The sequence below is a fragment of the Streptacidiphilus anmyonensis genome (assembly GCF_000787855.1).
In the GTDB taxonomy this organism is placed as follows: Bacteria; Actinomycetota; Actinomycetes; order Streptomycetales; family Streptomycetaceae; genus Streptacidiphilus; species Streptacidiphilus anmyonensis.
This window is the reverse complement of the sequence record NZ_BBPQ01000062.1, coordinates 23,400-49,654: the sequence shown is the minus strand read 5'-3', so window position 1 is coordinate 49,654 and position 26,255 is coordinate 23,400. Positions and strand designations below refer to the sequence as shown.

Sequence of the window (26,255 nt, the reverse complement as noted above, 5' to 3'; positions counted from 1 at the left end):
ACGTAGCAACGCGAGAGGCCCCCGACCGCTCTGCGGTCGGGGGCCTCTTCCGTTTCGGCTTCTCCGTGTTCGGAGGCAAAGCGAGGCCCTGCCGAACGGGGGGGAGGTTCGGCAGGGCCTCTGGCCTGCTCCGGCCGTCGGGGGGAGTCGGCCGGAGCAGGGGCTCAGTGATGACAGTAGCGCTCTGTGCACGGCACAGGCGACTGCCCTCGGCTCCGACGGTATCAAATCCTCGGGGCCGTTGAGCAATGCACAGGTGTGCATTGCTCAGGAAAGTGCTCGCGCTCCCTGGGAGGCGCGCACTCGATCAAGGGTTGATCAGAAAGGTGGAACGGTGATGCGGTTACTCTGCGTGCACTCTGCGTGCACTCTGCGTGCACTCTGCGTGTCAGGCGGTCTGCGTGTCAGGCGGTGCGGGCACGGTTGCGGGCGGCACGGCGCTTCATCGCGCGACGCTCGTCCTCGCTCATGCCACCCCAGACACCGGCGTCCTGGCCCGTCTCCAGCGCCCACTGGAGGCAGCTCTCCATGACCGGGCAGCGACGGCACACGGCCTTCGCCTCCTCGATCTGGAGCAGCGCGGGCCCGGTGTTGCCGATCGGGAAGAAAAGCTCGGGGTCCTCTTCCCGGCAGACAGCGCGGTGGCGCCAGTCCATCTTGTCCAACTCCTCTAAAGGCGGGGATATCCCACCAGCATCAATGGCAGCTTGTGAATGTGAACGCTTTCACGAACCCGATGGCAGGCACAGGGCCGACGGGTAGGTCGGCGCACGTATGCTCGCGGCGTTGCGGGTGGATTCGGGCGCCTCAGGCGGTCTCCGTTACGGACCGTCCCGATCGCCATGTAAAGGTTCGCAAACCTCGACCCGGGATACAACCCCCTTCGGGTAGGAAATTTTGAATCGTCGGTGTCGCTTGGGTCACACCCTGTACTTCGATGGAGTGAAGCGGCGCGTGCGTTCGAGAACAAGGCCAAACGGCCCTTGCGTTCACACAATCACACGCAGTGCCCGAGATACGCCTGTGAAGCTGATGGTGTTCCGCTCTCCAAGGTGGTCCCCGTCGACCTGGAACGGCAGCGGTTCCTGCGAATGCAAGGTGAATTCGGGGAGATCGTGGTAAGCGACCACGTGTTTGCCGTGCGGTCCGGCGCCCGTCGAGTCCAGCAGCTGCGGGATCGTACGCAGAGTCTGAACGAGTGACATCCGGGTCATGCCGAACAGGTCGAGGCTCGTGTCGAAACCGGCCTCCGGCGAGGCGTAGACGGGCCGGTTGCCCAGATACGTCCACGGCGAGGTGTTGGAGACTATCGACACCGCGAGGCCGGGGATCGGCTCCACCCCGTCGCTACTGAACGTGATCGGCCCATGGCGACGGTGCCGGCCCTCCTCGAAGAACTGCCGCCACGCCTGGCCCACGTACAGGGCGTGCGTCGACCGGCGCCCGCCGCGTCGGGCCTGCTCCACCCGGCCGACCACGCCGGCGTCGAACCCGAACCCGGCGGTGAAGGTGAACCAGCGGTCCGGGAGTCCTTCCCCTCCGGAGCGACCCAGACTGATGGCCCGCTGCCGCGGGGCGCCGGGTCGTGCCAGGGCGTCGAGCAGCACGCCGGTCGCCTCGACCGGATCGTTCGGGAGCCCGAGCGCGCGGGCGAAGACGTTCGTGCTGCCGCCGGGAACGACCGCCAGTGCGGGCAGGTGTTCGTCGGGTCCGTCGTGCAGCAGTCCGTTGACGACCTCGTTCACCGTTCCGTCGCCGCCGAGGGCGACCACGACGTCGTGCGTCCGTTCGCGTGCCGCCTCGCGGGCGAGATCCCGCGCGTGTCCCCGGTAGCCGGTGGCGACGACGTCCAGCTTCAGGTCGTGGGAGAGGGCGTGCGTGAGGACGTCTCTGGTTCGTCCACTGGTGGTGGTCGCTTTGGGATTGACGACCAGGAGCGCACGCATGCTGGTAAGCGTACCTACGGGCGGCTGCCGCGACCCCTGAGGGGCGGCTCGGACCACGTGCCCCGGGGCAGGCAGTGCGAGTGATCCACAGGGCAGAAGCTAGCCTGGAGCGGTGACCGTGAATGCCGCCGTGCCCGCTGCCGCCGCCTCCGTGCGTCCGAGGACGCTGACCGCCGGGGCGTGGCTCTCCATCGCCCAGGGCCTCGTGATCGCCGCCTACGCCGTCTACGTCGTCGTCGCCCCGCTGGTCGCCAGCACCAAGACCGGGATCGGCATGGCCGAGTTCGCCGGCGTGCTGCTGCTCCTCATGGGCCTGCTCCCGCTCGCCGCGGGGCGCGCGCTGCTGCGGCTGAAGAAGTGGGGACGCAGCCCGGCGGTGATGATGGACACCCTCTGCCTGGCGGTCGCGTACTTCGCGTGCGAGAACGGCGGGGCGTTCGTCGCCCTCGGCGTGGCCGTCGGGCTGGTCGGGATCGGCGGAGCCGTGCTGCTCCTGCACCCGAGGACCACCGCCGCGTTGTGGCCCTCGGGTCAGTGAGGCCGGGAACTCCTACTCCTCGATGAGGAGCTTCTCCCGCAGCTGAGCCAGCGTGCGGGCGAGCAGCCGGGAGACGTGCATCTGCGAGATGCCGACCTCGGCCGCGATCTGCGACTGCGTCATGTTGCGGAAGAACCGCAGCACCAGGATCCGCTGCTCGCGCTGCGGCAGCTGCGCCAGCAGCGGCTTGAGGGACTCCCGGTACTCGACGCCCTCCAGGGCGTCGTCCTCCGCGCCGAGCGTGTCCGCGACCGCGGGCGACTCGTCGTCGGTGTCCGGGACGTCCAGCGAGAGCGTGCTGTAGGCGTTCGCGGACTCCAGCCCCTCGAGCACCTCCTCCTCGGAGATGCCCAGGTGCTCCGCCAGCTCGTGCACCGTCGGCGAACGGCCGTGCCGCTGGGAGAGCTCGCTCGTCGCGGTGGTGAGCGAGAGCCGCAGCTCCTGGAGGCGGCGCGGGACCCGGACGGCCCAGCCCTTGTCGCGGAAGTGGCGCTTGATCTCGCCGACGATGGTCGGCGTCGCGTAGGTGGAGAACTCGACGCCGCGCTCCGGGTCGAACCGGTCCACCGACTTGATCAGGCCGATGGTGGCGACCTGGGTGAGGTCGTCCAGCGGTTCGCCGCGGTTGCGGAAGCGGCGGGCCAGGTGCTCGACCAGCGGGATGTGCATGCGCACCAGCTGGTTGCGCAGTTCCACCCGCTCCGGGGAACCCTCGGGCAGCTGTGCGAGCCGCACGAAGAGGGCGCGGGCGGCCTCGCGGTCCGGCGCGCTGTGACGCTGCGGCGCGACCGTGCGCGCGCCGCCGGGACCCCACGGCTCGGCCGGCTTCTCGCCCCCGGCCTCGACGACGTCACCCTCGACGTCGTCCTCGTGCGCGTCGTCCCCGTCGTGCACGTTGTCCCCGTGCACGTCGTGCACGTCGTGCGCGTCGTCGGTGTCGAGCTCGAAGTCGGCCGGCCCGTCGTCGGCGGGCCGCGCCGGCTCGGCCTCGGGGGCCGGGCGGGCGTCGGCGCGCTCGGGGTCGTCCGCGAACACCCTTGCCTCCGTCTGCTTCTGGTCGCTGGCGTCCGCCTGGGCGGGTACGTGGGCCCGGTCCGCTCCGGGCCGGTGGTTGAGGTCTCTCACGGCGATCCCCCGCTCCCGTCTCCTCGCGTCACGGCTGGCCGGGGCCGGCCCCGCGCTTCTTGTGCAGGCTGATGGTCACCGTCTTGTCCGGTTGGACGGTCGACTCCACCTCGCCGGCCAGCGCGGAGAGCACCGTCCAGGCGAAGGTGTCGCGTTCGGGCGCGCGCCCGTCCGTCGTCGGGGCGGAGACGGTCACCTTGAGCGAGTCGCCGACCAGTCTGAACATGCAGCTGAGGACCGAGCCGGGCACGGCCTGCTGAAGCAGGATCGCGCACGCCTCGTCCACCGCGATGCGCAGGTCCTCGATCTCGTCGAGCGTGAAGTCGAGCCGAGCCGCGAGACCGGCCGTCGCGGTTCGCAGAACCGAGAGGTAGGCGCCCGCCGCGGGCAGTCGGACCTCGACGAAGTCCTGCGCGTCGGGCTCGCCGTCGATCTGGGACACCCTCACCTCCGAGCTGTTCCGTGCCGTGCTGTTCATGTGGCTGTCCGTGTGGCTGATTGGTGCCGTGACCGGTGACGCTACCGCGATCGCGAGCGTCATGTCGCCCATCCGGCTACCCCGGGCTTGCCGGTGACTCATAGTAGGTCCCCATATACGCACCGTGGCAATGGTGGTGGCGAAAACAGGAGAAATCAGCTGCCGAGCTCGGCGAGGGCCGCCCCGCTCAGCCGGTAGACCGTCCACTCGTCCATGGGCGCCGCGCCCAGCGCCCGGTAGAACGCGATCGACGGCTCGTTCCAGTCCAGGACCGACCACTCCAGCCGCCCGTAGCCGCGCTCCACGCAGATCCGGGCCAGCTCCGTCAGCAGGGCCTTGCCGTGGCCGCCCCCGCGCGACTCGGGGCGGACGTAGAGGTCCTCCAGATAGACGCCGTGGGTCCCCGTCCAGGTGGAGAAGTTCCGGAACCAGAGCGCGAACCCGACGGTCCGGCCCGCCTCGTCCTCGGCGACGTGCGCGAACGCGGCGGGATGCGCGCAGAACAGCGCGTCGTGCAACTGCCGCTCCGTGGCCTTCGCCTCGGCGAGCGACTTCTCGTAGTCCGCGAGCTCGCGCACCATCGCGTGGATCTCGGGGACGTCGGCGGGGACGGCGGGTCGGATCATGTCTGAAGCCTAAGCGAGGGGACTGACGGAGCGGAGCGGCGTGGGGAGCGCGCGGGGGTCGATGTCGCGGGGCCGACGTCGCGGGGGCCGATATCGCGGGGACCGACGTTCAGACCAGGCGCTGGTCCTCGTAGCACCAGCGCCAGGACTCGCCGGGCTCGTGGCTGCGCATCACCGCGTGACCGGTCCGCCGGTGGTGCTCGGCGGCCCAGCGGCCGGGTGTGGAGTCGCAGCAGCCGACGTGTCCGCAGTGCAGGCACTTGCGCAGCGCGACGGAGCGCTGGCCGAGCCCCGCGCAGTGCGGGCAGCCGTCCGTCGCCGCGGCCGGCTCGGGGTCGGGCAGCTCCGCGAGGTGCGCGCACGGGCGGGAGGGGGACATGGCCCCCAGGGTACGGGGCCGGGTGCGCGCCGTGTGGTTCTGTGTCGCTATGTCCCTGAGCAGTCCCAGCGCCCTCTTCCTCCTGGTCGCGGGCAGCACCGCGGTCGCCGGGGCGGCTCGCCGGTACCGCCTCTCCGCGCCGCTGCTGCTGGTGGTGGCCGGCCTGCTCGCCTCCGAGGTGCCGGGCGTCCCGGACTACACGCTCGACCCGGGGATCGTGCTCCCGCTGGTGCTGCCGCCGCTCCTCTACTCCTCCGCCCAGGAGGCCTCCTACACCAGCATCCGGGCCAATCTGCGGCCTGTCGTGCTGCTCTCGGTCGGCTACGTCCTGTTCAGCACCGTGGCGATGGGTCTGATCGCCCACGCGTTGATCCCGGCCATACCGCTGCCGGTCGCCTTCGTCCTCGGCGCGGTGATCGCCCCGCCGGACGCGGTCGCGGCGACGGCCATCGCCCGCCGGGTCGGGCTGCCGTCGCAACTGGTCTCGATCCTCCAGGGCGAGAGTCTGGTCAACGACGCGACCGCGATCACCGCCTATCGTGTGGCGCTCGCGGCGGCGGTGGGGGAGGGCTTCTCCTTCGGCAGCGCGGTCGGTGAGTTCCTGCTGGCCTCGGTGGGCGGGACGGCGGTCGGGCTGGCGCTGATGTGGCCGTTGCAGTGGCTGCGGGTGCGCCTCGGCGACCCTCTGCTGAGCAACACCTTCTCGCTGCTCGTCCCCTTCGCCGCCTACGCCGCGGCGGAGGCGTTCGACGCTTCGGGCGTGATCGCGGTCGTGGTCGTCGGCCTCTACCTCGGCCACTACGCGAACTGCGTCGACTTCGCCCTGCGGCTCCAGGAGGAGGCGGTCTGGCGGATGGTGTCCTTCGTCCTGGAGTCGGCGGTGTTCGCTCTGATCGGCCTGCAACTGCCGGTCGTGGTACGGCAGTTGCGCGGCTACTCGGTGGGGGAGCTGACGCTGTGGACGGTGGTGCTGCTGGTCGCGCTGATCGCGCTCCGCTTCGTCTGGTCCTGGCCCGCGACCTACCTGCCGAGCCTGCTCAGCCGACGCGTACGGGAACGGGAGGGGCGCCCCTCCTGGACCCGGCCGGCCGTCGTCTCCTGGGCCGGCATGCGCGGCGTGGTCTCACTGGCGGTGGCCTTCTCGATCCCGCTCACCACGCACGACGGCGCGCCCTTCCCGGAGCGGGACCTGGTGCTGTTCCTGGTCTTCGCGCTGGTGATCGGCACCCTGCTGGTGCAGGGGCTGACCTTGCCGGCCCTGGTCCGCCGTCTGCCGCTGCCGCCGCCCGACCCGGCGGCGCAGACGCTGCGCGAGGCGCAGGCCCAGTACGAGGCGTCGACGGCCGCGGAGGCCCGCCTGGACGAGCTGCTGCGGGATCCGCGCAACCGGGTCCCCGAGGTGCTGGAGTCGCGGCTGCGCCGCATGTTGGAACGGCGGCGCAACGCCGTGTGGGAGCGCATGGGCGCGCCGGTCCACGAGGCGACGGGGGAGTCGGTGGATTCCGCGTACCGCAGGCTCGCCCGCGAGACCCTCGACGCGGAGCGCCGCGCGCTCGTCGCGCAGCGCGGCACGGGCCGCGTCGACGACGAGCTGCTGCGCAGGCTGGTGCGCCGCTTGGACTTCGAGGAGGCGCTCGTGGAGCACACGGAGGAGTAGCGACCGGACAGCCAGTTGCACCTTCCAGCCAGTCGCCCCCAGGCAGTCGCACCCTCCCGGGGCGCGGGGAACGGCGTGGGTGGCGTGTCGCGCCGCGCTGCGGGCGCCTGCCGGCCGGTGCGCGGGCTGTGCGCGCGGTGGCTGCGTGGTGCGTGCGTGGTGCGTGCGTGGTCAGCGGTCGGGGCGAGGCTCGTTCCCGTGAGCGCCGCAGCCCGCGGCGCCAGGGACGAGGAGCCGACCGTGGACAGCCTGCCGAAGAAGATGAAGATCCTGATCTCCGGTGCCAGCATCGCGGGGCCGGCGCTCGCGCTGTGGCTGGGGCGGTGCGGTCACGACGTCACCGTCGTGGAGCGTGCCGCGGCCTTCCGGGAGGGCGGTGGCGCGGTCGACTACCGGGGGCGCGTGCACCGTACGGTGCTGGAGCGGATGGGGGTGCTGGACACGCTCCGCGGGCTGGACACGGGGATGGGCGAGCAGAGCGTTCTGGACCCGAGCGGTCGCGAACTCCTGCGGCTCCCGGCCTCGTTCATGAGCGGCGAGCTGGAGGTGACCCGCGGCGACCTGGCCCGGACCCTCTACGAGGCGAGCCTGCCGGTCGCCCGGTACGTCTTCGGCGACTCCGTCCGGGCGCTCGCCGAGCACGCCGCCGGGGTCACCGTCGAGTTCGAGCGGGGTGCGACGCGGGAGTTCGATCTGGTGGTCGGCGCGGACGGGATCCACTCCACGACGCGGCGCCTGGTCTTCGGGCCGGAGGAGCGCTTCCGGCGGGACACCGGCTGGTGCGTCGCGACCTTCTCCACCACCGCGCCGGCGCACCTCGGGCTGCGCGACAGGGGTGTGCTGTGGAACGACCCGGGGCGGATGGTCGGGCTGTCCAACCTGCTCGGCGAGGACGGCGCGATGATGGTCTTCCACGCGCCGGGTCTCGAGTTCGACCACCGGGACACCGCCCGCCAGCGGGAGATCGTCCGGGAGCGGTACGCGGACGCCGGGTGGGAGGTCCCGGCGCTGCTGTCCTCGGCGGCGACCGCGCCGGACTTCTACTTCGACTCGATCAGCCAGATCGTCATGGACCGTTGGTCCAGCGGTCGTGTGGTGCTGCTCGGCGACGCAGCCTGGGCGCCGGCGCCGGGCGGGTTGGGCAACGGGCTGGCCGTCGTGGGCGCGTACGTCCTGGCGGGCGAGCTGGCGACGGCGCCGGACCACGCGAAGGCGTTCGCCCGCTACGAGGAGCGAATGCGACCGTATGTGGCGAAGTGCCAGAAGCAGGGCGCGGGCGCGGGACGGTTCCTGGCGCCCGTCACGGGGAGGCAGCTGAAGCAGCGGAATCGCGTCTACCGTATGCTCTGTCGCCGAACGATGCAGTCGTTCTTTGAGCGGCTGACGGTCAGGACGGCCGAGGCGATCGAGCTTCCGGCATACGGGCTTCCGCTCCTGAATCGTCCGACGGTCGGGGTTTTCCCACAGTCGTAGACGAACCCTCAATCCCCCGGCCGGGGGACGCAGAAACCACCGAACGGCGGGCTACGCGCGTCAGACCGCGCTGAGCTCGCCGTTTGTTCATCTCAAGGCCGTGTGGGGGTCGGCTCCCTGTGAATTGCCTATTGACCTTGATTCGTCAAGCCTGGTTTGCTTTCGCCCCAGGTCGAACAGCAACCACCACTAGTGGTGACACCCTGCCAAATCTCTTGTGTGCGCGTTGAGTTGATTGGCGAGGGGCTGGGCTGGCCTGCGAGTTCTCCCAGGGCAAGCGGACGCGTCCCCAGTCTTCACCGCGTCCGCGACGAGAGAGGATCACTCCCCACATGCGCAACTCCCGCATCCGAGGCGCAGCGCTGGCCGGTATGGCCTCGCTGTCCCTCGCCGCGGCAGGGCTCGCCCTTGCCGCCCCGGCGCAGGCCTCCAGCGGCGGCCACCGTGTCTCCGGCCAGGCCCACCACAACGCGGCCATGGTCGGCGCCGACGCCGCCATCAACAACGAGTTCAACCCCTTCAGCTCGTCGCTCAACGCCAGCAAGACGCCGGGCATCAAGCAGTACGAGGCCCAGCAGCGCAACCGCATCGCGCACCAGGCCACCGCGGCGGCGACCGGTCAGGAGACCCTCTCCTACGGCGGCGGCACCGACGGCGTGGGCGTGATGGACAGTCACGTCAAGGTCTACCTGGTCTACTACGGCACCCAGTGGGGTACTCAGAGCACGAACAGCAACGGCGACTCCACCTTCAGCGGTGACGTCGACGGTGCCGCTCCGGTCGCCCAGGAGATGTTCAAGGGCATCGGCACCGGCGGCGAGACCTGGTCGGCCGACCTGACGCAGTGGTGTGACGGCCCCAACGTCACCTCCGGTGCGACCAGCTGCCCGAGCAACGCCAGCTTCGTCCCCTACCAGAGCGGCGGTGTGCTCTCCGGCGTCTGGTACGACAACTCGGGCGCCGAGCCGACCAACGCGACCGGCAACCAGCTGGCCCAGGAGGCCATCAAGGCCGCCGGCCACTTCGGCAACACGACCTCCGCGTCGAACCGCTACTCGTACTACGTGATCCTCTCGCCGCACGGCACCGACCCGGACGGCTACCAGGACCCCAACACGGGCTACTGCGCCTGGCACGACTACAACGGCGACACCACTCTCACCGGTGGTGCGGCCTCGTCGCCCTACGGCGACATCGCCTTCTCCAACCAGCCGTACAACATGGACGCCGGCCAGAACTGCGGCGTGGGCTTCGTCAACGGCTCCGGCTCCGCCGGTGAGCTGGACGGCTACACGATGACCCTCGGTCACGAGTGGCACGAGATGATGTCGGACACCTACCCGGCGGGTGGTTGGACCAACCACGTCTCCGGCTCGTCCTACAACGGCCAGGAGAACTCCGACGAGTGCGCGTGGCTGCAGCCCGGCACCGCCGGCGGCGCCGCCAACGTCACCATGGGCACCGGCACCTTCGCCGAGCAGGCCAGCTGGTCGAACGACACCAACTCCTGCGCCATCTCGCACACCATCCTCACCCACGGTGGCGGCACCACCAACACCGTCACGGTGACCAACCCGGGCACCCAGACCGGCACCGTCGGCACCGCTGCGTCGCTCCAGATCAGCGCCTCCGACTCGGCCTCGGGCCAGACCCTGACCTACTCCGCGACCGGTCTCCCGGCCGGCCTGTCGATCTCCTCGACCGGCCTGATCTCCGGCACCCCGACCACCGCGGGCACCTCCTCGGTGACGGTCACGGCGAAGGACACCACCGGTGCCACCGGCACCACCACCTTCTCCTGGACCGAGAACGGCTCCGGCGGGACCGGCGGCTGCACCAGCACGGGCCAGAAGCTGGGCAACCCCGGCTTCGAGACCGGCACCGCCTCCCCGTGGACCGCGTCCTCGGGCGTCGTCAGCAACTCCAGCTCCGAGCCCGCCCACTCCGGCAGCTGGGACGCGTGGCTGGACGGCTACGGCTCCACCCACACCGACACCCTGTCCCAGTCGGTGGCCATCCCGGCCGGCTGCAGCGCGAACTTCTCGTTCTACCTGCACGTCGACACCGCCGAGACCACGACGACCACGGCCTACGACACCCTCAAGGTCCAGGTCCTCAACTCCTCCGGCACCGTGCTCGGCACCCTGGCGACCTACTCGAACCTGAACGCCGCCAGCGGCTACACCCAGCACTCCTTCAACCTGTCCAGCTACGCCGGACAGACCGTCACCCTCAAGTTCACCGGCGCCGAGGACTCCAGCGCCCAGACCAGCTTCGTCATCGACGACACGGCCCTCAACGCCTCCTGACGCCGACGAACTGAGCTGACCGGCGCCACGGCTCCCTGAGCCGGACACGCCGAAACGCGCGAGCGGAGACCGCCTGACGGCGGCCTCCGCTCGCTGCTTTCGTGGGGCGGTCGGCTGCGGCGCCGGGCGGCCGGGCTGCGAGCGCCCGGCGGCCGGCGGCCCGTCGATCCGTCAGGCCCGGACCAGCACGCCGCGGACGGCGGTGCCGTCCGCGAGGGTCCAGTCGGCGGTCACGGAGCCGAGGGCGTCGGCCGGCGCGGCCCCCGCCTTCGGGACCCGCACGATCGCGACGGTCGGCTCCTGCGGCGCGTCCTCGGCGAGCTCGCTCGCCACGGTCGGGTCCGGGGTGTCGCTCAGGGCCTGCATCTGCGGCTCGGCCGCGCCGCGCAGCAGCGCGGTCAACTGGACGCGCAGCACCGGGTCGTGGACGCCGTCGTAGAGCCAGCGCGTGCCGAGCACGCCGTGCTCGGAGGTGCCGATCAGCGCGTGCTCCGCCCCCTCCAGCGGCGCGCCGCGGTACGTCAGCGGCACGTGGTAGGCGATCGGACCGTCGGTGACCACCATGAACTCGATGCCGACCTCTCCCTCGGGGTCGTCGAGCCGGAACCCGCCGGCCCTCCGCAGGTCCGTCGACCCGTCCCCCTGGTACCAGGGCTGCCGCGGCAGCCACTGCGCGAGCAGCTCCAGCTTGGTCGGGGTCATCGTGGTGTGGTGGATCATGGCCATACGAGTGCTCCTCGGTGGTCGAAGACGGGGCGAGGACAAGGTGGCGGCGGGGCGACGACGAGATGACTGCCACGTGACGACGGGGAAGGGCCCGACCGTCCGCACGGCCGAGCCCTTGGTGGTTGCGACGTTCGAGGGCCGCGGGTCCGCGTCGACGCCTCGTCAAGACCCTACGCCAGGCCGTCGGCGCCAACCAGCATGCCCGGCATGAACCTGACCACAGAGCCGGGCGTCGGGAAGCGGAGAGGGCCCAGCCGAACAAGCGGCTGGGCCCTCTCTCATGGGGCCCCTGAGCTGCGCGAGGACCGCCCTCGCACAGGTCAGGGAACGAGACCGGAAGGTCAGGCCTTCTTGGTCTCCCAGAAGATCTTGTCGATCTCGGCGATCAGGTCGAGCGCCTTCTGGCCGGTCGCCGGGTCGGTGGACGCCTTGGCGGCGGAGAGCGCCTTCAGGGTGTCGTTCACCAGCTGGTGCAGCTGCGGGTACTTCTCGAAGTGGGGCGCCTTGAAGTAGTCGCTCCACAGGACGGAGACGTGGTGCTTGGCCATCTCCGCGCGCTCCTCCTTGATGACGGTGGCGCGGGCGCGGAAGTGCGGGTCCTCGTTGGCCTGGTACTTCTCCTGGACGGCCTTGACGGACTCGGCCTCGATACGGGCCTGGGCCGGGTCGTAGACACCGCAGGGGAGGTCGCAGTGAGCGTGGACGGTAACCCGCGGAGCAAACAGCCGAGAGAACATGGGAGTCCTTCCTGTGATCGTCTTCCCAGGAGGAGGTTACCGCCGAAAGCGCGGCGGTTCGCGTTCACCCCGAGGGCTTAGGACAAAGGTCGTAGCAGTCCCGTCAACGATGGTGGACTTGCCCAGCGCGCTTGCGAAGATGGAAGGGACGGAGTCGCGAGCATGGGCGAGGTTGAAGGGGATGGCCGAGCGGATGGGTGACCGCGACGCGCGGGCGCAGTTGCAGGAGCCCCCGGAGGGGGGACCGGTGACCGGAAGGTTCGGAGTTCTGCTGGTCGACGGGCCGTCGATGGCCCCCACCCTCTCCCATGGGGACCGGCTGCTCTGCCATTACGGCGTGCGGGTGCGCGCGGGCTCCGTCGTGGTGGCCCAGCATCCGCTCCGCCAGGACCTCCTGGTGGTCAAACGCGCGGTCGAACGCCGCAGGGCGGGTTGGTGGCTCCTGTCGGACAACAGCGCGGTCGAGAGCGACAGCCGCGACTACGGGCCGGTGCCGGACGACCTCATCCTCGGCCGCGTGCTGCTCCGCTACGCGCCGAAGCCGGCCTGGCTCGCGCCCCCGACCTGGTGCCACGGCGCACTCCGGGTGATGCCGTACGGCATGGCCCGCAGGTTCGGCGACTACCGCCGGGCCTGACCCGGCGCTCCTGCGCGCGAAAAAGCCACCGGCACGCGGGGGGCCTCAGCGGAGGGCTCTCAAGGCGCAGGGCCATCCGCACGGCACTGGTCTCCCGCGCAGTTCCCGGCGCCCCTGAGGCGGTGCAACGTCCCCGCGCCCCTTGCGGCTACGCCGACGCGGCCTCGCGCTTGCGGGCACGGTAGGCGGCGACGTTGGCGCGGGTGGCGCAGCGGTCGCTGCAGTAGCGGCGGCTGCGGTTGGTGGAGGTGTCGAGGTACGCGTTGCGGCACGGCGGCGCCTGGCAGATCCCGAGGCGGTCCACGCCGTGCGCGGTGAGGTGCATGGCCAGGCCCATGCTCGCGAGCGCGGCGTACAGCGCGGTGGCGGTCGGCGCGTTCTCCGCCAGGTGCATGTGCCACAGCGGTTGGCCGGTCTCGTCCAGCAGGTCGTGGCCGGAGATGATCGGGCTGACCGGGAACTCGATCAGGAGGCCGTTCAGCAGGCCGACGGCGTGCGCCTCCTCGCCCTCCGCCGCGGACACGAAGACGCTGCGCAGACGGGCGCGCACCGCGCGCAGGCGGTTGACGTCCGCCTCCTCCGCCAGCTTCACGCCCCGGCCGCCGGGACCGAACAGGCGGCGGACCTCCTCGACGCTGGTCAGGGCGTCCTTGCCGCGCTCCGGCTCCTCGGTGTTGACCAGCCGGACGGCGAAGTCGGCGTAGGTGGTGAGTTCCATGGTCGTCGTCCTAGGGCCAAGAGGGACGGGGAGGAGAACCGGGTAATGAGCCTTGCAGGTACCAGGGTATTACGCTTCGCGGGTGCGTGTGATGTACCCGACCGAAAGCCGGAACAGGCTCCGCTGCCCACCACGGCCCGAGCTGTGCCAAAATCGGCACACGGGTGACCCCCGTCAGTCGAGCAGGCCCACCGGTTCGGGACCGATCCGGTGGTGTGTGCGACCGGAAGCCAGGACCGCGCTCCGGATCGGCACGCACCATTCGCACTCCGGCCGCTCGCCGTTCGCTCTCGAGTGCTGTTCTGCACCGTTGCATGTGGACGTGATCCGGTCTGTGCGGGTGGATCTCACGACACAACGGCGGAGAAAGCCCCTCCCACCGGGACAAAAAGACGAAGCAGCGGCGGCTCAGCCCGGACTAGTGTCGAGACCGGCACGGAACCGGACGTAGAAACCAGCTCACCCAAACCCTCAAAGAACGACGACGAAGAGGTCCTCGTGGCAGCCGAGATCATCAGCCCCCGCTCCATCGACCAGGAGCCGCTCGACCCCGCCTTCGCCCTGCACCGCGGCGGCAAGATGGAGATCCGTGCGACGGTTCCGGTCCGTGACGCGGACGACCTTTCCCTCGCTTACACCCCCGGCGTGGCCCGTGTCTGCACGGCCATCGCCGAGCAGCCGGAGCTGGTCAACGACTACACCTGGAAGTCCAAGGTCGTCGCCGTCGTGACCGACGGCACCGCCGTGCTGGGCCTCGGGGACATCGGCCCGGAGGCGTCCCTGCCCGTGATGGAGGGCAAGGCGATCCTGTTCAAGCAGTTCGGCGGCGTCGACGCGGTGCCGATCGCGCTGGACACCAAGGACACCGACGAGATCGTCGAGACCGTGATCCGCCTCGCGCCCTCCTTCGGTGGGGTGAACCTGGAGGACATCTCCGCCCCGCGCTGCTTCGAGATCGAGCGTCGCCTCCAGGAGGCGCTGGACATCCCGATCTTCCACGACGACCAGCACGGCACCGCCGTGGTGACCCTCGCCGCGCTGCGCAACGCCGCCAAGCTGACCGGTCGCACCCTGGCCGACCTGCGTGCCGTCATCTCCGGCGCGGGTGCGGCCGGCATCGCCATCGCCAAGATCCTGGTCGGGGCCGGCATCGGCGACGTCGCGCTCTGCGACCGCAAGGGCGTCGTGCACGTCGGCCGCACCGACCTGACCGACGTCAAGCGCGAGATCGCCGAGCTCACCAACCGCGGCGGCCTGACCGGCTCGCTGGCGGACGTGCTCGAGGGCGCTGACGTCTTCATCGGCGTCTCCGGCGGCACCGTGCCGGAGGAGGCCGTCGCGAAGATGGCGACGGACTGCTTCGTCTTCGCCATGGCCAACCCGAACCCGGAGGTTCACCCGGACGTGGCGCACAAGTACGCCGCGGTCGTGGCCACCGGGCGCTCGGACTACCCGAACCAGATCAACAACGTGCTGGCCTTCCCCGGCATCTTCGCCGGCGCGCTCCAGGTGCGGGCCTCCCGCATCACCGAGGGGATGAAGATCGCCGCGGCCGACGCGCTGGCCGGGCTGGTCGGCGAGGAGCTCTCCGCCGCCAAGGTCATCCCGAGCCCCTTCGACGAGCGCGTCGCCCCGGCGGTCACCAAGGCCGTCGCCGAGGCCGCCCGCGCCGAGGGCGTCGCCCGGATCTGACCGCCCGATACACCAGGCGTCTCTCGCCCGTCGCGGAGCCATAGATCACACCGTGGCGCGGTTCCGTGGCGGGCGAGCGCGGTTCTAGGGTCGAGGCATGTTCGCCGCCTATGCCGCACGTATCGCCCCGGACGACCCGCTCAGCGGCCTCGAGCTCGGGGAGCGCCCCGAGCCGGAGGCCCGGCCCGGGTGGAGTGTCGTCACCGTCAAGGCCGCCTCGCTCAACCACCACGACCTGTGGTCGCTGCGCGGCGTCGGCCTGCCGGCGGAAAAGCTGCCGATGATCCTCGGGTGCGACGCGGCGGGCGTCGACGAGGACGGCAACGAGGTCGTCCTGCACTCCGTCATCGGCCAGACCGGCCACGGCGTCGGCCCCAAGGAGCCGCGGTCGATCCTGACCGAGCACTACCAGGGCAGCTTCGCCCAGAAGGTCGCCGTGCCGACCTGGAACCTGCTGCCGAAGCCGGCCGGGCTCTCCTTCGAGGAGGCCGCGTGCCTGCCGACGGCCTGGCTGACGGCCTATCGGATGCTCTTCACCAACGCGGGCGTGAAGCCGGGCGACACCGTCCTGGTCCAGGGCGCGGGCGGCGGCGTCGCCACCGCGCTGATCGTCCTCGGCAAGGCGGCCGGGCTGCGGGTCTGGGCCACCAGCCGCGACGAGGCCAAGGGCGCCCGCGCCGTCGAGCTGGGCGCGGACGCCTGGTTCCCCAGCGGCGCGCGCCTGCCCGAGCGGGTGGACGCCGTCATGGAGACCGTGGGCGCGGCCACCTGGTCGCACTCCATCAAGTCGCTGCGGCCGGGCGGCACCCTGGTCATCTCCGGCGCGACGAGCGGCCCCAACCCGCCCGCGGCGGAGCTGACGCGGATCTTCTTCCTGGAGCTGAAGGTCGTCGGCTCGACCATGGGCACCAAGGAGGAGCTGGGACAGCTCCTGTCCTTCTGCCAGACGACCGGCGTCCGCCCGGTCATCGACTCCGTCCTGCCGCTGGCCGAGGCCCGCGAGGGCTTCGCCCGGATGGAGAAGGGCGACGTCTTCGGCAAGATCGTGCTGAAGCCCTGACAGCTGAGCGTCGTGAGGCCCGCTCCCACCCCGAAGGGGCGGGGGCGGGCCTCAGCGGCACAAGGCCGCGTGCTCAGGCCCGCGCGCTCAGGACCGCCGGCGCAGACGTGACGCGGCGTCGGCCAGGACCGAGCGGGCGTGCTGCAGGGAGTCCGCCGTCACGCCGGTGTCGCGGGCGGCGTCCCGGACCTCGTCGCGGAAGCGGTCCAGCAGGCCGGTGAGTTCGCGCAGCGGCTCGCCCTGGCCGTCCACCCTCGTCCACGGCGGCAGGTCCTGCGGGGTGCCGTTGCCCGGGGCGGCGTTGCCCGGGGCTCCGCTGCCCGGGGAGCTCGGGGCTCCGCACGTCGGCACCTCGTCCGTCGGCGCGCCGGGGGCGCCCGCAGGCGGCGTCCAACGGGACGGATCCGCAAGGCCGCTGAGGGTCTTGGTGAGCTCGGAGAGCCCCTCGGACAGGCCCGAGGGCCAGTCGCCGCTGCGGACGTGGGCCTTGATCTGCTCGCCGATCCGCTGGGCCTCGCGACGGGCCTGCTCGCGTACCGCGTGCGTCTGCTCCTTGGCCTGCCGCGCCTCCTCCTTCGCGGAGCGGGCCTGCTCCTTGGCCTCGCGCGTCTGCTCCTTGGCCTGCTCCTTGGCCTCGCGCCACTCGTCCTTGGCGCGCTGCCAGGCCTCGCGCTCGGTGCGCCAGCTGTCCTCGCCGTAGCGGACCTGACGGCGTGACTCCCGGGCGGCGCGGCGCATCTCCTCGCGCAGATCCTGCGCGGAGTCGCGGACGTCCTCGCGGATCTGGTCGGCGAGCTGGGAGACGGAGTCGTGGATCTCGGCTTCCAGCTCGGCGAGTTCGGCCGCGCGGGCCTCCAACTCGGCGTGGCCGGCCGCGGTGATCCGGTAGACCTTGCGCCCACCCTCCATGGAGTGCTCGACCAGGCCCTCCTGTTCCAGCTTGGCCAGGCGCGGGTAGACGGTGCCCGCGGAGGGGGCGTAGAGCCCGTGGAAGCGCTCCTCCAGCAGGCGTATCACCTCGTAGCCGTGGCGCGGCGCTTCGTCGAGGAGCTTGAGCAGGTACAGGCGCAGGCGCCCATGGGCGAACACGGGGCGGCTCATGCCTCGTCAGCCCCCTTCTGGTAGTCGATCGCAAGCGGGGCGCTGTCGTTGGGCGTCGCGTCCTTGGGCGTGGCGTCCTTGGGTGTCTCGGCCTGCGGGCCGTCCTCGTCGTCGGGGCGGCGCAGCACTGCGACGGAACCGGAGACCGTGGTGATCTTCAGGCGGCTGCTGCCCGAGCCCAAAGTGCCGGTGATGCGCTTGGCCCCCCAGTTGCTGCTGACCTGGAGCTGGTCGAAGGAGGAGGAGACGGAGCCGCTGGTGGTGTCGGCCCGGACCTGCGTGTCCGCGGGGGCGGGGATGCGGACGGCCACCTCGCCGGAGACATTGGTCAGCTCCACGTCGGCGGCCGCCGGACGGTCGAGGTCGACCGTCATCGCGCCGCTGACGCTGTTGGCCTTCAGCGCGCCGCTGGTTCCGGCGAAGACGGTGAGTGCGCCGGAGACAGTGTTGATCTTAAGCCCTCCGGACGTTCCGTGGGCCTCAACCGCCCCGGAAACCGTGTTCGCGTCGACCGGTCCGCTCACCCGGACCAGCGTCACGCCGCCGCTGGCGGTGTTGGCGTGGACCCGGCCGGCGATGCCCGACACGACCGTGTCGGACGAGGCCGAGCCGATCTCCACCTCGACGCCCGCGGGGACGACGAGGGAGACCACGGCCCGGCGCTTCTGGCGCCAGCCCTCGATCCAGCGGCCGAGGGACTTCCACTGGAAGTCCTTCCACTGCAGATCCTCGTACGTGATCAGCAGCTCCCCGTCGTCCACGGTGACCTCGAGCGGGGCGCCGTCGATCTCCGAGACCTCCAGCCGCGCCGGCGCCTCGCCGGCCACGACGTTGACCGCGCCGGCGATGGTGCGCACCTTGACCCGTCGCACGGGCTCGCCGAAGGTGATCTTCTGCGGCTCGCTGACGGTCCACTTCTCGGACATTCCGGACTCCCCGATGCTGCGACGGAACTGCTTGTCGCTATTCACGATATATCGCAGCCATCGAGAGTCAAGCTATATCGCGAATCTCAGGGTCGTCTCAGGGTTGATCCCTACTCGTCCTCATCCTCGTCGTCGAGCCGGGCCAGCCAGGTGGCCAGCCGCTCGACCGGCACCTCGAACTCGGGGTTGATGTCGACGAACTCCTGCAGCCGGTCGGCCAGCCAGTCGAAGCTGACCTCCTCCTCGCCGCGACGGCTCTGCAGTTCCTCGATGCCTCGGTCGGTGAAGTACACGTGCTCTCTCCTGCGGGTACGGTTCCTGGCCGAAGCGTACGTCAGCCGCCCGCCCTCCGGGCCAGAGCCGCGTGGCGCTCCCGTTCCTCCGTCAGCTCGGCCCGTGGCCCCCGCTCCGCGGGCAGCTCGCGCCCGAGAGTCGTGCCGGGGAGCCAGGACAGCACGAAGCCGAAGAGCTGGGCCGCCCGGCCCCGGGAACGCGAGGGCCCCGGCCACCCGAAGGGGTGGCCGGGGCCGGGGGCTAGGAGCCGGGCCTAGCGGTGCCGCGTCAGAGCGAGAAGACCTCGTCGACCAGCGCGGCCTGCTCCGCCGTGTGGCGCTTGGCCGAGCCGACCGCCGGGGCCGAGGAGGCCGGGCGGGCGACGCGGCGCAGGCGGCCGCGGTCCGCGGAGGGGCCGACGACGACGTCGAGGTGGTCGACCAGGTTCAGCGCGATGAACGGCCAGGCGCCCTGGTTGGACGGCTCCTCCTGCGCCCAGACGTACTGGACGTTGGTGCCGTAGCGCTTGAGCTCCTCCTGGAGCTCCGCGACCGGGAGCGGGTAGAGGCGCTCGACGCGGACGATCGCCGTGTCGGTGATGCCGCGCGCCGTGCGGGCCGCCTCCAGGTCGTAGTAGAACTTGCCCGCCGTGATGACGACCTTGCGGACGTTCGCCGGGTCGACCGTGGTGTCGCCGATGACCGGGCGGAAGCCGCCGGACAGGAACTCCTCGGTCTTGGACGTCGCGGCCTTGTTGCGCAGCATCGACTTCGGGGTGAAGACGATGAGCGGCTTGTGGTGCGGGTTGTGCGTCTGCCAGCGCAGCAGGTGGAAGTAGTTCGACGGCAGCGTCGGCATGGCGACCGTCATGTTGTTGTCCGCGCACAGCTGCAGGAAGCGCTCCGGGCGGGCGGACGAGTGGTCCGGGCCCTGGCCCTCGTAGCCGTGCGGCAGCAGCAGGGTGACGCCGGACGTCTGGCCCCACTTGGTCTCGGCGGAGGAGACGAACTCGTCCACGACGGTGGAGGCGCCGTTGACGAAGTCGCCGAACTGGGCCTCCCACATCACCAGCGCGTCCGGGCGGGCCAGCGAGTAGCCGTACTCGAAGCCCATCGCCGCGTACTCGCTGAGCAGCGAGTCGTAGACGGTGTAGCGGGCCTGGTCCTCCGTCAGGTACAGCAGCGGGGTGTAGTCCTCGGCGGTCTTGTTGTCGACCAGCACCGCGTGGCGCTGACCGAAGGTGCCGCGGCGGCTGTCCTGGCCGGCCAGGCGGACCGGGTGGCCCTCCATCAGCAGCGAGCCGATGGCGAGGGTCTCGCCCATGGCCCAGTCGATGGTGCCGTCCTCGACCATGGTGGCGCGGCGCTGCAGCTGCGGCAGCAGACGCGGGTGCACGGTCAGCCAGTCCGGCAGGGCGACCTGGGACTCGGCGATGCGCTTGACCATCTCCTGGGAGATGCCCGTCTGCACCGCGACCGGGAAGGTCGCCTGCGGACGCTCAGAGACGGCGGGAGCCGGCACCGCGGCGGCCTCGCGGACCTCGGTGAAGACCTTCTCCAGCTGGTCCTGGTAGTCCTTGAGCGCCTGCTCGGCCTCTTCCAGCGTGATGTCGCCGCGACCGATCAGGCCCTCGGTGTAGAGCTTGCGCACCGAGCGCTTCTTGTCGATCAGCTCGTACATCAGCGGCTGGGTGAACGACGGGTTGTCGGCCTCGTTGTGACCGCGGCGGCGGTAGCAGATGAGGTCGATCACGACGTCCTTGTGGAACGCCTGGCGGAACTCGAAGGCGAGCCGCGCGACGCGGACCACGGCCTCCGGGTCGTCGCCGTTCACGTGGAAGATCGGCGCCTCGACCATGCGGGCCACGTCGGTGGCGTAGGTGCTGGACCGCGACGCCGTGGGCGCGGCGGTGAAGCCGACCTGGTTGTTGATGACGACGTGCACGGTGCCGCCGGTGCGGTAGCCGCGCAGCTGCGACATGTTCAGCGTCTCCGCGACGACGCCCTGGCCGGCGAAGGCCGCGTCACCGTGGATCTGCAGCGGCAGCACGTCGAAGGAGTCGCCGGCCTTGTCGAGGATGTCCTGCTTGGCGCGGGCGATGCCCTCGACGATCGGGTCGACCGCCTCCAGGTGGGAGGGGTTGGCCGCGAGCGAGACCTTGATCTGCTCGCCGTCCAGACCGGTGAAGACGCCCTCGGAGCCGAGGTGGTACTTCACGTCGCCGGAGCCGTGCATCGACTTCGGGTCGAGGTTGCCCTCGAACTCGCGGAAGATCTGCGCGTAGGACTTGCCGACGATGTTGGCCAGCACGTTCAGGCGACCGCGGTGGGCCATGCCCATGACGGCCTCTTCGAGGTGGGCCTTGGCGGCCGAGTCGAGGATGGCGTCCAGCAGCGGGATGACGGACTCGCCGCCCTCCAGCGAGAAGCGCTTCTGGCCGACGTACTTGGTCTGCAGGAACGTCTCGAACGCCTCGGCGGCGTTCAGGCGGCGCAGGATGCGCAGCTGCTCCTCGCGCTCCGGGCGGTCGGTGCCGCGCTCGACGCGGGCCTGGATCCAGCGGCGCTGCTTCGGGTCCTGGATGTGCATGTACTCGATGCCGACGGTGCGGCAGTACGAGTCGCGCAGCACGCCGAGGATGTCGCGCAGCTTCATCATGGTGTGGCCGGCGAAGCCGCCCACCGCGAACTCGCGCTCGAGGTCCCACAGCGTCAGGTCGTGCGCCTGGACGTCGAGGTCCGGGTGCTTGCGCTGCTTGTACTCGAGCGGGTCGGTGTCGGCCATCAGGTGGCCGCGCACGCGGAAGGAGTGGATCAGCTCCATGACGCGGGCGGTCTTGTTGACCTCGTTGTCGTGGGTGCGGGCCACGTCGGTCGCCCAGCGCACCGGCTCGTAGGGGATGCGCAGCGACTCGAAGATCTTGTCGTAGAACTCGCCCTTGCCCAGCAGCAGCTGGTGGATCGTGCGCAGGAACTCGCCCGACTGGGCGCCCTGGATGACCCGGTGGTCGTACGTCGAGGTGAGGGTCATCACCTTGGAGACGCCCATGGCGGCCAGGGTCTCCTCGGCGGAGCCCTGGAACTCGGCCGGGTACTCCATCGAGCCGACGCCGAGGATGGTGCCCTGGCCGGGCATCAGGCGCGGGACGGAGTGGACGGTGCCGATGCCGCCGGGGTTGGTCAGCGAGCAGGTGACGCCGGAGAAGTCGTCGACCGTGAGCTTGTTCTGACGGGCGCGGCGGACGATGTCCTCGTAGGCCTGCCAGAAGCCGAAGAAGTCGAGGGTCTCGGCCTTCTTGATGGCCGCGACGACCAGCTGGCGGTCCCCGTTCGGCTTGGTCAGGTCGATCGCCAGGCCGAGGTTGATGTGCTCGGGCTTGACCAGGAAGGGCTTGCCGTCCTTCTCCTGGAAGCCGTGGTTCATCGCCGGCATCGCCTTGATCGCCTGGACCATGGCGTAGCCGATGAGGTGCGTGAAGGAGACCTTGCCGCCGCGGGCGCGCTTCAGGTGGTTGTTGATGACGATGCGGTTGTCGATCAGCAGCTTCGCGGGGACGGCGCGGACGCTGGTCGCGGTGGGCATCGAGAGCGAGGCGTCCATGTTCGCCACGATCCGGGCGCTGGGGCCCTTCAGTGCGACGAGCTCGGGTCCTGACGGGGCCTCGGCGGGGGCGGTCACAGTGGTGCTGTCCTTAACGGTGTCGGCGGGTTGGGCCGGAGCAGCGGCACGCGGGGTGGGCGTGGGCGCGGCGGGCTTGGGAGTCAGCGGAGCGGCGGGAGCCGGGGCGGCAACCGGAGCCGGAGCGGCCACCGGTGCCGGAACGGCCGGAGCGGCCACGGGGGCGGCAGGCGCGGGTACCGCTGCAGCCGCCGCGGGCGCGGCGGGCGCCTCGGCCACGGCGACGGCGGGAGCACCCGTCTGGGCCGCGCTCTTGGTGTGCTTGTAGTCGGCGAAGAAATCCCACCAGGCCCGGTCGACCGAGTTCGGGTCCTGGAGGTACTGCTGGTAGATCTCGTCCACGAGCCACTCGTTGGGGCCGAACGCGGCTCCCGGGCCGACGTCGGCCGTGGTGGCAGGTGAGCTGTTCGTGTTTGGGGACTGTGGAGACACGGCGGCAACCGCCCTCTTCCGCTTCCGTGTGGATGGTGGACAGCGGGTAGTAAGGCTACGCCTCCGCCGCACGTCCGCGCAGGTCCCGCAGACCAAGGGTCGCCCAGATCACAGTCCGGTCGCAAACATTGGCCTGAAATCGAGGTTAGATCTCGGGCGTGAAGGGGGAGAACGAAGGGCTGTTCGTTCGGTTCGGGCTTGTCGATCCGGGCGTTCTTGCGGTTCAGGGGTGGCCGTGCGAGACGATCGTCTGCGGTCGGCGCGGCCCCGGGAGCTCGACGCGGATCAGACAGCCGAGCGGCGAGTCCGCGACGGCGATCGTCCCCGCGTGCAGCTCGACCGCCCAGCGCGCGATGGCGAGGCCCAGACCCGTGCCGCCGTCGGCGCCGGGCCCCTGCGCGGTGGCGCTGCTGCCGCGCCCGAAGCGCTCGAAGACCCGCGCGCGGTCCTCCGGGGAGATGCCGGGGCCCTCGTCCGCCACGTCCACCTGGAGGCCGCCGCCGTAGGCCTCGCGGGCGCGCACGGTGACCGTGCCGTCCTGCGGGCTGTGCCGGCAGGCGTTGTCGACGAGGTTGGCGACGACCTGGTGCAGTCGCTCCGGATCGGCGGTGCCGGTGAGCCCGGGGGCGACGTCGAGACGCAGCGAGACGTCGGTGCGGCGTCTGCTGGCGCCGCCGGAGACCGAGCCGTCGACCGTCAGGCCGCGCAGCACCCCGGCCAGGAACGGCTCGACCTCGAAGGCGCGCAGCTCCAGCACGTCCGCGCCGTCGGCCAGCTTGGACAGGTCCAGCAGGTGCGCGACGAGCCGTCCGAGCCGTTCGGTCTGCTCGAGCGCGGCGGCCATGGTGGCCGGCTCCGGGGTCACCACCCCGTCGACGACGTTCTCCAGCACCGCGCGCAGCGCGGCTATGGGGGTGCGCAGCTCGTGCGAGACGTTGGCGATCAGCTCCCGGCGCTGCCGGTCGGCGGCGTCGAGGTCGTCGGCCATGGTGTTGAACGCGTGCGCCAGCTCGCCGACCTCGTCGAGCGAGCGGGTGTGCACGCGCCGGGTGTAGTCCCCGTCGGCCATGGCCCGCGCGGCCGCGGTCATCTCCCGCAGGCCCGAGGTCATGCTGTGCGCCAGGAACTGCGTGACCAGCAGCGAGGCGATCACGGAGAAGACCATGACCACCCGGATCTGGGTGGACGAGTTCAGCGCCAGCACCACCATCAGCGTGGAGATGCAGACCGAGATCAGCACCACCACGTTGAGCTTGGCCTTGACCGAGCGCAGCGGGTCGAGCGGACGCAGCCCCGCCCAGAACCGCTCGGCGCGGCTCACCTCGACGGGCGGTGGCGCGATCGTGCGGCCCTGTCGGGCGGGGTTGCGGCGGCTCACGGTGTCGGGGCCTCCAGGGCGTAGCCGACGCCGTGCACGGTGCGGATCCAGGCGGCGCCGATCTTCCGGCGCAGCGCCTTGACGTGGCTGTCGACGGTGCGGGTGCCGGACGCGTCGGTCCAGTCCCACACCTCGGCCAGCAGCTGCTCGCGGGTGAGCACCGCGCGCGGCTGCTGCGCCAGGCAGACCAGCAGGTCGAACTCGGTCGGGGTCAGGTGCACGTCGTCGCCGGAGACCCGGACGCGGCGCTGCACGTGGTCGATCTCCAGCTCGCCCAGGCGCAGGGTGCCGCCGGCGGGCGCGCGGGCCGCGAGCTGGGCCCGCTCGACGCGGCGCAGCAGCACGTTCACGCGGGCCGCGAGCTCGCGCATGGAGAAGGGCTTGGTCATGTAGTCGTCCGCGCCGACGCCGAGCCCGACCAGCATGTCGGTCTCGTCGTCACGTGCGGTGAGCATCAGCACGGGGACCGGGCGCTGCGCCTGGATCCGGCGGCAGACCTCCAGCCCGTCGAAGCCGGGCAGCATCACGTCGAGCACGACCAGGTCGGGCTGCCAGGTCTGGAAGCAGTCCACCGCCGTCGGGCCGTCGTGCGAGACCGCCACGCGGAAGCCCTCGGCGCCGAGGCGCGCCGCGATCGACTCGGCGATCGTCGGTTCGTCCTCGACGACCAGCACTCTGCGCTGGTTTCCCAGGCCATTGTTCGTCTGCTGCTGTACATCCGTCACGGTCACGCCACCGCCCCCAGGGCCTCGCGTTCTCCGGCCCGAGCTTGTTCAGGCCTTCCGGGTCGTACGGTTCGTACGGTGCCCCCGCCCCTTCCTGTTCAGTCCGCTTCGTCGCCGCCGTTCGGCAGCGTAGGGACCGGACGGCCGCTGTGGCGGGCCGACGTCGGATAAACCGACCCTTCGGGGGGTGGCACGGGCAGGACCATACCGTGAGTAACCTAGCCGCGCGAGGACAGGTACACGACATCGGGAACCCCACGTTCCACATGTACGGGTACCTCTATCACCTCAATTCGGGCGAATCGGTCGCGCAGACGGGCTTCGAATGCGGGGGAATGTGCCGCGCTCCACACCGCGAGCACGCCGCCGTCGGCCAGGGCCCGGCCGAGCAGGTCCAGACCCGTGTCGGAGTAGAGCGAATCGTTCGAATCGGTGACGGTCCAGTCCGGTCCGTTGTCGATGTCGAGGCAGAGCGCGTCGTAGCGGTCCCCGGTCGTGCGCAGGTGGTCCAACAGGTCCGCGTGCACGATCTCGGCCCGCGCGTCGCCGTGTCCGTCGCCCGCGAACGGCGCCAGCGGCGCCTCGTCCCGCGTGTGCCAGTCGATGATCGCCCGCTCCCGCTCGACGACCGTGATCCGTCCCGGCCGCCGGTCCTGCGCGGCCTCCGCGAGCGAGAAGCCGACGCCGAGGCCCCCGATCAGCAGGTGCGCTCCGCGCGCGCCGTCCAGCGCGTCGAGCGCGTCCAGGGCGGCGCTGACCAGCAGCCGCTCGGAGCGTCCGTCCGAGGTGTCCATCAGGAAGGTTCCGTTGGCGATGATCTCGAAGTGCGGCCCGCGACGGCGGAGGGCGACCTCACCGAACGGACCTTCGCGACGGTCGAGCAGTTCGGGCGTGTCGGCGTAGGGGGTGGACATGCGCACCATCGTGCCCGAGCCGTGCCCGCGCGGGGCAAATTCGATGGCCCCGGTCCGGCGCGCGGGAGCACGCTGCGGCGCATGACCTTCTCTGTGATCGCACACGACCCGGTGAGTGGAACGACCGGGGTGGCGGTGGCCAGCTGCGTCCTGGCTGTGGGCGCGCGCGTCGCCACGGCGAGGCGGGGCGTCGGCGTGGCGGTCGGCCAGGCGTCCTCGCCCCTGTGGCACCGGGACGCGGTGCTCGACCTGCTGGCGCGCGGCGCCGCCCCGGTCGAGGCGGTGGCGGCGGTGGCCGCGCTGCCGGAGGCGGACGACCGGCAGCTCGCCGTGGTCGACGTGGGCGGCCGCGTCGCGGCGTGGACGGGACCGGGTTGCGCGGGCGAGGCCGGCCACCGCGTCGGCGAGCACGTCTGCGTCCTGGGCAACACCCTCGCGGACGGCGCGCTCGACGCCCTGTGGGCGGGGTGGGCGGCGGCCTCGCCGCGGCAGCCGCTGGCGGAACGCCTGCTCGCCGCGCTGGCGGCGGGCGAGGCCGCGGGCGGGGACCGGCGCGGACGCCAGTCGGCGGCGCTCTTCGTCGTCGGCGACGGCGAGGACGAGCCGGTCGACCTGCGTGTGGACGACGCGCCCGCGCCGGCGGCAGAGCTCGGCCGACTGCTCCGGGTCGACCGCGCCCACCGGTTGTTCCGCGAGGCGTACCGCCACTACCGGCGGGGTGCGGCGG

General features: G+C 71.2%; 24 protein-coding genes. 8 read left to right on the top strand and 16 right to left on the bottom strand.

The window, feature by feature from the left end; translation table 11 throughout:
* Positions 1–404: 404 nt before the first annotated feature.
* The gene (locus TR50_RS33505; protein WP_030257455.1) at positions 405–656 is read right to left on the bottom strand and encodes a WhiB family transcriptional regulator; all 252 of its coding nucleotides are present in this window, start codon (positions 654–656) and stop codon (positions 405–407) included.
* Between the two features lie 333 nt (positions 657–989).
* Positions 990–1,946, bottom strand: coding sequence for a diacylglycerol/lipid kinase family protein (locus TR50_RS33500; protein WP_042431185.1), 957 nt, complete (start codon positions 1,944–1,946; stop codon positions 990–992).
* Between the two features lie 112 nt (positions 1,947–2,058).
* On the opposite strand from TR50_RS33500, the gene TR50_RS33495 reads away from it, so the two are divergent.
* Entirely contained in the window at positions 2,059–2,484 is a 426-nt protein-coding gene (locus TR50_RS33495) for a hypothetical protein (protein WP_042431183.1), read from the top strand.
* 12 nt (positions 2,485–2,496) lie between these two features.
* Here the strand turns inward: TR50_RS33495 and TR50_RS33490 are convergent, their stop codons facing one another.
* The 4 genes from TR50_RS33490 to TR50_RS33475 all read right to left on the bottom strand — a co-directional run bounded on the left by TR50_RS33490 (position 2,497) and on the right by TR50_RS33475 (position 5,092).
* Positions 2,497–3,609, bottom strand: coding sequence for an RNA polymerase sigma factor SigF (locus tag TR50_RS33490; protein ID WP_236654696.1), 1,113 nt, complete (start codon positions 3,607–3,609; stop codon positions 2,497–2,499).
* Between the two features lie 28 nt (positions 3,610–3,637).
* Positions 3,638–4,051, bottom strand: a complete 414-nt coding sequence (locus TR50_RS33485; RefSeq protein WP_042431205.1) for an ATP-binding protein — start codon at positions 4,049–4,051, stop codon at positions 3,638–3,640.
* 191 nt (positions 4,052–4,242) lie between these two features.
* On the bottom strand, positions 4,243–4,713 hold the full coding sequence (locus tag TR50_RS33480; RefSeq protein ID WP_042431182.1) for a GNAT family N-acetyltransferase: 471 nt from the start codon (positions 4,711–4,713) through the stop codon (positions 4,243–4,245).
* Positions 4,714–4,822: 109 nt separating this feature from the next.
* Positions 4,823–5,092 (bottom strand): UBP-type zinc finger domain-containing protein, encoded by a 270-nt coding sequence (locus TR50_RS33475; protein WP_042431180.1) that lies wholly within the window; start codon positions 5,090–5,092, stop codon positions 4,823–4,825.
* 49 nt (positions 5,093–5,141) lie between these two features.
* On the opposite strand from TR50_RS33475, the gene TR50_RS33470 reads away from it, so the two are divergent.
* From TR50_RS33470 to TR50_RS49340, 3 genes are all read left to right on the top strand, one after another.
* The gene (locus TR50_RS33470; protein WP_042431178.1) at positions 5,142–6,749 is read left to right on the top strand and encodes a Na+/H+ antiporter; all 1,608 of its coding nucleotides are present in this window, start codon (positions 5,142–5,144) and stop codon (positions 6,747–6,749) included.
* A 198-nt stretch (positions 6,750–6,947) separates the two neighbouring features.
* Entirely contained in the window at positions 6,948–8,222 is a 1,275-nt protein-coding gene (locus TR50_RS33465; RefSeq protein WP_236654695.1) for an FAD-dependent monooxygenase, read from the top strand.
* 332 nt (positions 8,223–8,554) lie between these two features.
* On the top strand, positions 8,555–10,531 hold the full coding sequence (locus tag TR50_RS49340) for a putative Ig domain-containing protein (protein ID WP_152648781.1): 1,977 nt from the start codon (positions 8,555–8,557) through the stop codon (positions 10,529–10,531).
* Positions 10,532–10,702: 171 nt separating this feature from the next.
* On the opposite strand, the gene TR50_RS33450 is transcribed toward TR50_RS49340, so the two are convergent.
* Both TR50_RS33450 and sodN read right to left on the bottom strand, forming a co-directional pair.
* Positions 10,703–11,257: a maltokinase N-terminal cap-like domain-containing protein gene (locus tag TR50_RS33450; protein WP_042431176.1), complete on the bottom strand. Its 555-nt coding sequence runs from the start codon at positions 11,255–11,257 to the stop codon at positions 10,703–10,705.
* A 341-nt stretch (positions 11,258–11,598) separates the two neighbouring features.
* Entirely contained in the window at positions 11,599–11,994 is a 396-nt protein-coding gene (sodN, locus tag TR50_RS33445; protein ID WP_042365147.1) for a superoxide dismutase, Ni, read from the bottom strand.
* A gap of 181 nt (positions 11,995–12,175) precedes the next feature.
* On the opposite strand from sodN, the gene sodX reads away from it, so the two are divergent.
* Complete coding sequence (sodX, locus tag TR50_RS33440; protein WP_269084828.1) at positions 12,176–12,631, top strand: nickel-type superoxide dismutase maturation protease; 456 nt, start codon at positions 12,176–12,178, stop codon at positions 12,629–12,631.
* A gap of 148 nt (positions 12,632–12,779) precedes the next feature.
* Here sodX and TR50_RS33435 read toward each other — a convergent pair whose 3' ends face one another.
* Complete coding sequence (locus tag TR50_RS33435; RefSeq protein WP_042431174.1) at positions 12,780–13,349, bottom strand: CGNR zinc finger domain-containing protein; 570 nt, start codon at positions 13,347–13,349, stop codon at positions 12,780–12,782.
* Positions 13,350–13,847: 498 nt separating this feature from the next.
* Here TR50_RS33435 and TR50_RS33430 point away from each other — a divergent pair, with 498 nt between their 5' ends.
* Positions 13,848–15,041, top strand: a complete 1,194-nt coding sequence (locus TR50_RS33430) for an NAD(P)-dependent malic enzyme (protein WP_042431172.1) — start codon at positions 13,848–13,850, stop codon at positions 15,039–15,041.
* A 97-nt stretch (positions 15,042–15,138) separates the two neighbouring features.
* Positions 15,139–16,101 (top strand): zinc-binding dehydrogenase, encoded by a 963-nt coding sequence (locus TR50_RS33425; protein ID WP_042431170.1) that lies wholly within the window; start codon positions 15,139–15,141, stop codon positions 16,099–16,101.
* Positions 16,102–16,188: 87 nt separating this feature from the next.
* Here TR50_RS33425 and TR50_RS33420 read toward each other — a convergent pair whose 3' ends face one another.
* The 7 genes from TR50_RS33420 to TR50_RS33390 all read right to left on the bottom strand — a co-directional run bounded on the left by TR50_RS33420 (position 16,189) and on the right by TR50_RS33390 (position 25,528).
* Positions 16,189–17,202 (bottom strand): helix-turn-helix transcriptional regulator, encoded by a 1,014-nt coding sequence (locus TR50_RS33420; protein WP_042431168.1) that lies wholly within the window; start codon positions 17,200–17,202, stop codon positions 16,189–16,191.
* On the bottom strand, positions 17,199–18,128 hold the full coding sequence (locus TR50_RS33415) for a DUF4097 family beta strand repeat-containing protein (protein WP_042431166.1): 930 nt from the start codon (positions 18,126–18,128) through the stop codon (positions 17,199–17,201). Before TR50_RS33415 ends, TR50_RS33420 begins: the two co-directional genes overlap by 4 nt.
* Positions 18,129–18,238: 110 nt before the next feature.
* Positions 18,239–18,421: a DUF6104 family protein gene (locus TR50_RS33410; RefSeq protein WP_042431164.1), complete on the bottom strand. Its 183-nt coding sequence runs from the start codon at positions 18,419–18,421 to the stop codon at positions 18,239–18,241.
* A gap of 268 nt (positions 18,422–18,689) precedes the next feature.
* On the bottom strand, positions 18,690–22,511 hold the full coding sequence (locus TR50_RS33405; protein WP_042431161.1) for a multifunctional oxoglutarate decarboxylase/oxoglutarate dehydrogenase thiamine pyrophosphate-binding subunit/dihydrolipoyllysine-residue succinyltransferase subunit: 3,822 nt from the start codon (positions 22,509–22,511) through the stop codon (positions 18,690–18,692).
* Positions 22,512–22,734: 223 nt separating this feature from the next.
* Positions 22,735–23,889: a HAMP domain-containing sensor histidine kinase gene (locus tag TR50_RS33400; protein WP_439654265.1), complete on the bottom strand. Its 1,155-nt coding sequence runs from the start codon at positions 23,887–23,889 to the stop codon at positions 22,735–22,737.
* The gene (locus TR50_RS33395; RefSeq protein ID WP_042365212.1) at positions 23,886–24,614 is read right to left on the bottom strand and encodes a response regulator transcription factor; all 729 of its coding nucleotides are present in this window, start codon (positions 24,612–24,614) and stop codon (positions 23,886–23,888) included. The genes TR50_RS33400 and TR50_RS33395 overlap by 4 nt, the downstream gene beginning before the upstream one ends.
* A gap of 218 nt (positions 24,615–24,832) precedes the next feature.
* The gene (locus tag TR50_RS33390; RefSeq protein ID WP_042431159.1) at positions 24,833–25,528 is read right to left on the bottom strand and encodes a spermidine synthase family protein; all 696 of its coding nucleotides are present in this window, start codon (positions 25,526–25,528) and stop codon (positions 24,833–24,835) included.
* Between the two features lie 81 nt (positions 25,529–25,609).
* On the opposite strand from TR50_RS33390, the gene TR50_RS33385 reads away from it, so the two are divergent.
* On the top strand, positions 25,610–26,255 hold a 646-nt coding region (locus TR50_RS33385), incomplete at its 3' end, for a DUF1028 domain-containing protein (protein WP_084701391.1).

What these genes read in the sequence shown, in the direction of transcription:
- TR50_RS49340 (WP_152648781.1), top strand. Translation starts at nt 8,555, where the DNA reads ATGCGCAACTCCCGCATCCGAGGCGCAGCGCTGGCCGGTATGGCCTCG.
- TR50_RS33500 (WP_042431185.1), bottom strand. Translation starts at nt 1,946, where the DNA reads ATGCGTGCGCTCCTGGTCGTCAATCCCAAAGCGACCACCACCAGTGGA.
- TR50_RS33390 (WP_042431159.1), bottom strand. Translation starts at nt 25,528, where the DNA reads ATGTCCACCCCCTACGCCGACACGCCCGAACTGCTCGACCGTCGCGAA.
- sodX (WP_269084828.1), top strand. Translation starts at nt 12,176, where the DNA reads ATGGCCGAGCGGATGGGTGACCGCGACGCGCGGGCGCAGTTGCAGGAG.
- TR50_RS33420 (WP_042431168.1), bottom strand. Translation starts at nt 17,202, where the DNA reads ATGAGCCGCCCCGTGTTCGCCCATGGGCGCCTGCGCCTGTACCTGCTC.
- TR50_RS33450 (WP_042431176.1), bottom strand. Translation starts at nt 11,257, where the DNA reads ATGGCCATGATCCACCACACCACGATGACCCCGACCAAGCTGGAGCTG.
- TR50_RS33425 (WP_042431170.1), top strand. Translation starts at nt 15,139, where the DNA reads ATGTTCGCCGCCTATGCCGCACGTATCGCCCCGGACGACCCGCTCAGC.
- TR50_RS33480 (WP_042431182.1), bottom strand. Translation starts at nt 4,713, where the DNA reads ATGATCCGACCCGCCGTCCCCGCCGACGTCCCCGAGATCCACGCGATG.
- sodN (WP_042365147.1), bottom strand. Translation starts at nt 11,994, where the DNA reads ATGTTCTCTCGGCTGTTTGCTCCGCGGGTTACCGTCCACGCTCACTGC.
- TR50_RS33435 (WP_042431174.1), bottom strand. Translation starts at nt 13,349, where the DNA reads ATGGAACTCACCACCTACGCCGACTTCGCCGTCCGGCTGGTCAACACC.
- TR50_RS33470 (WP_042431178.1), top strand. Translation starts at nt 5,142, where the DNA reads ATGTCCCTGAGCAGTCCCAGCGCCCTCTTCCTCCTGGTCGCGGGCAGC.
- TR50_RS33505 (WP_030257455.1), bottom strand. Translation starts at nt 656, where the DNA reads ATGGACTGGCGCCACCGCGCTGTCTGCCGGGAAGAGGACCCCGAGCTT.
- TR50_RS33475 (WP_042431180.1), bottom strand. Translation starts at nt 5,092, where the DNA reads ATGTCCCCCTCCCGCCCGTGCGCGCACCTCGCGGAGCTGCCCGACCCC.
- TR50_RS33415 (WP_042431166.1), bottom strand. Translation starts at nt 18,128, where the DNA reads ATGTCCGAGAAGTGGACCGTCAGCGAGCCGCAGAAGATCACCTTCGGC.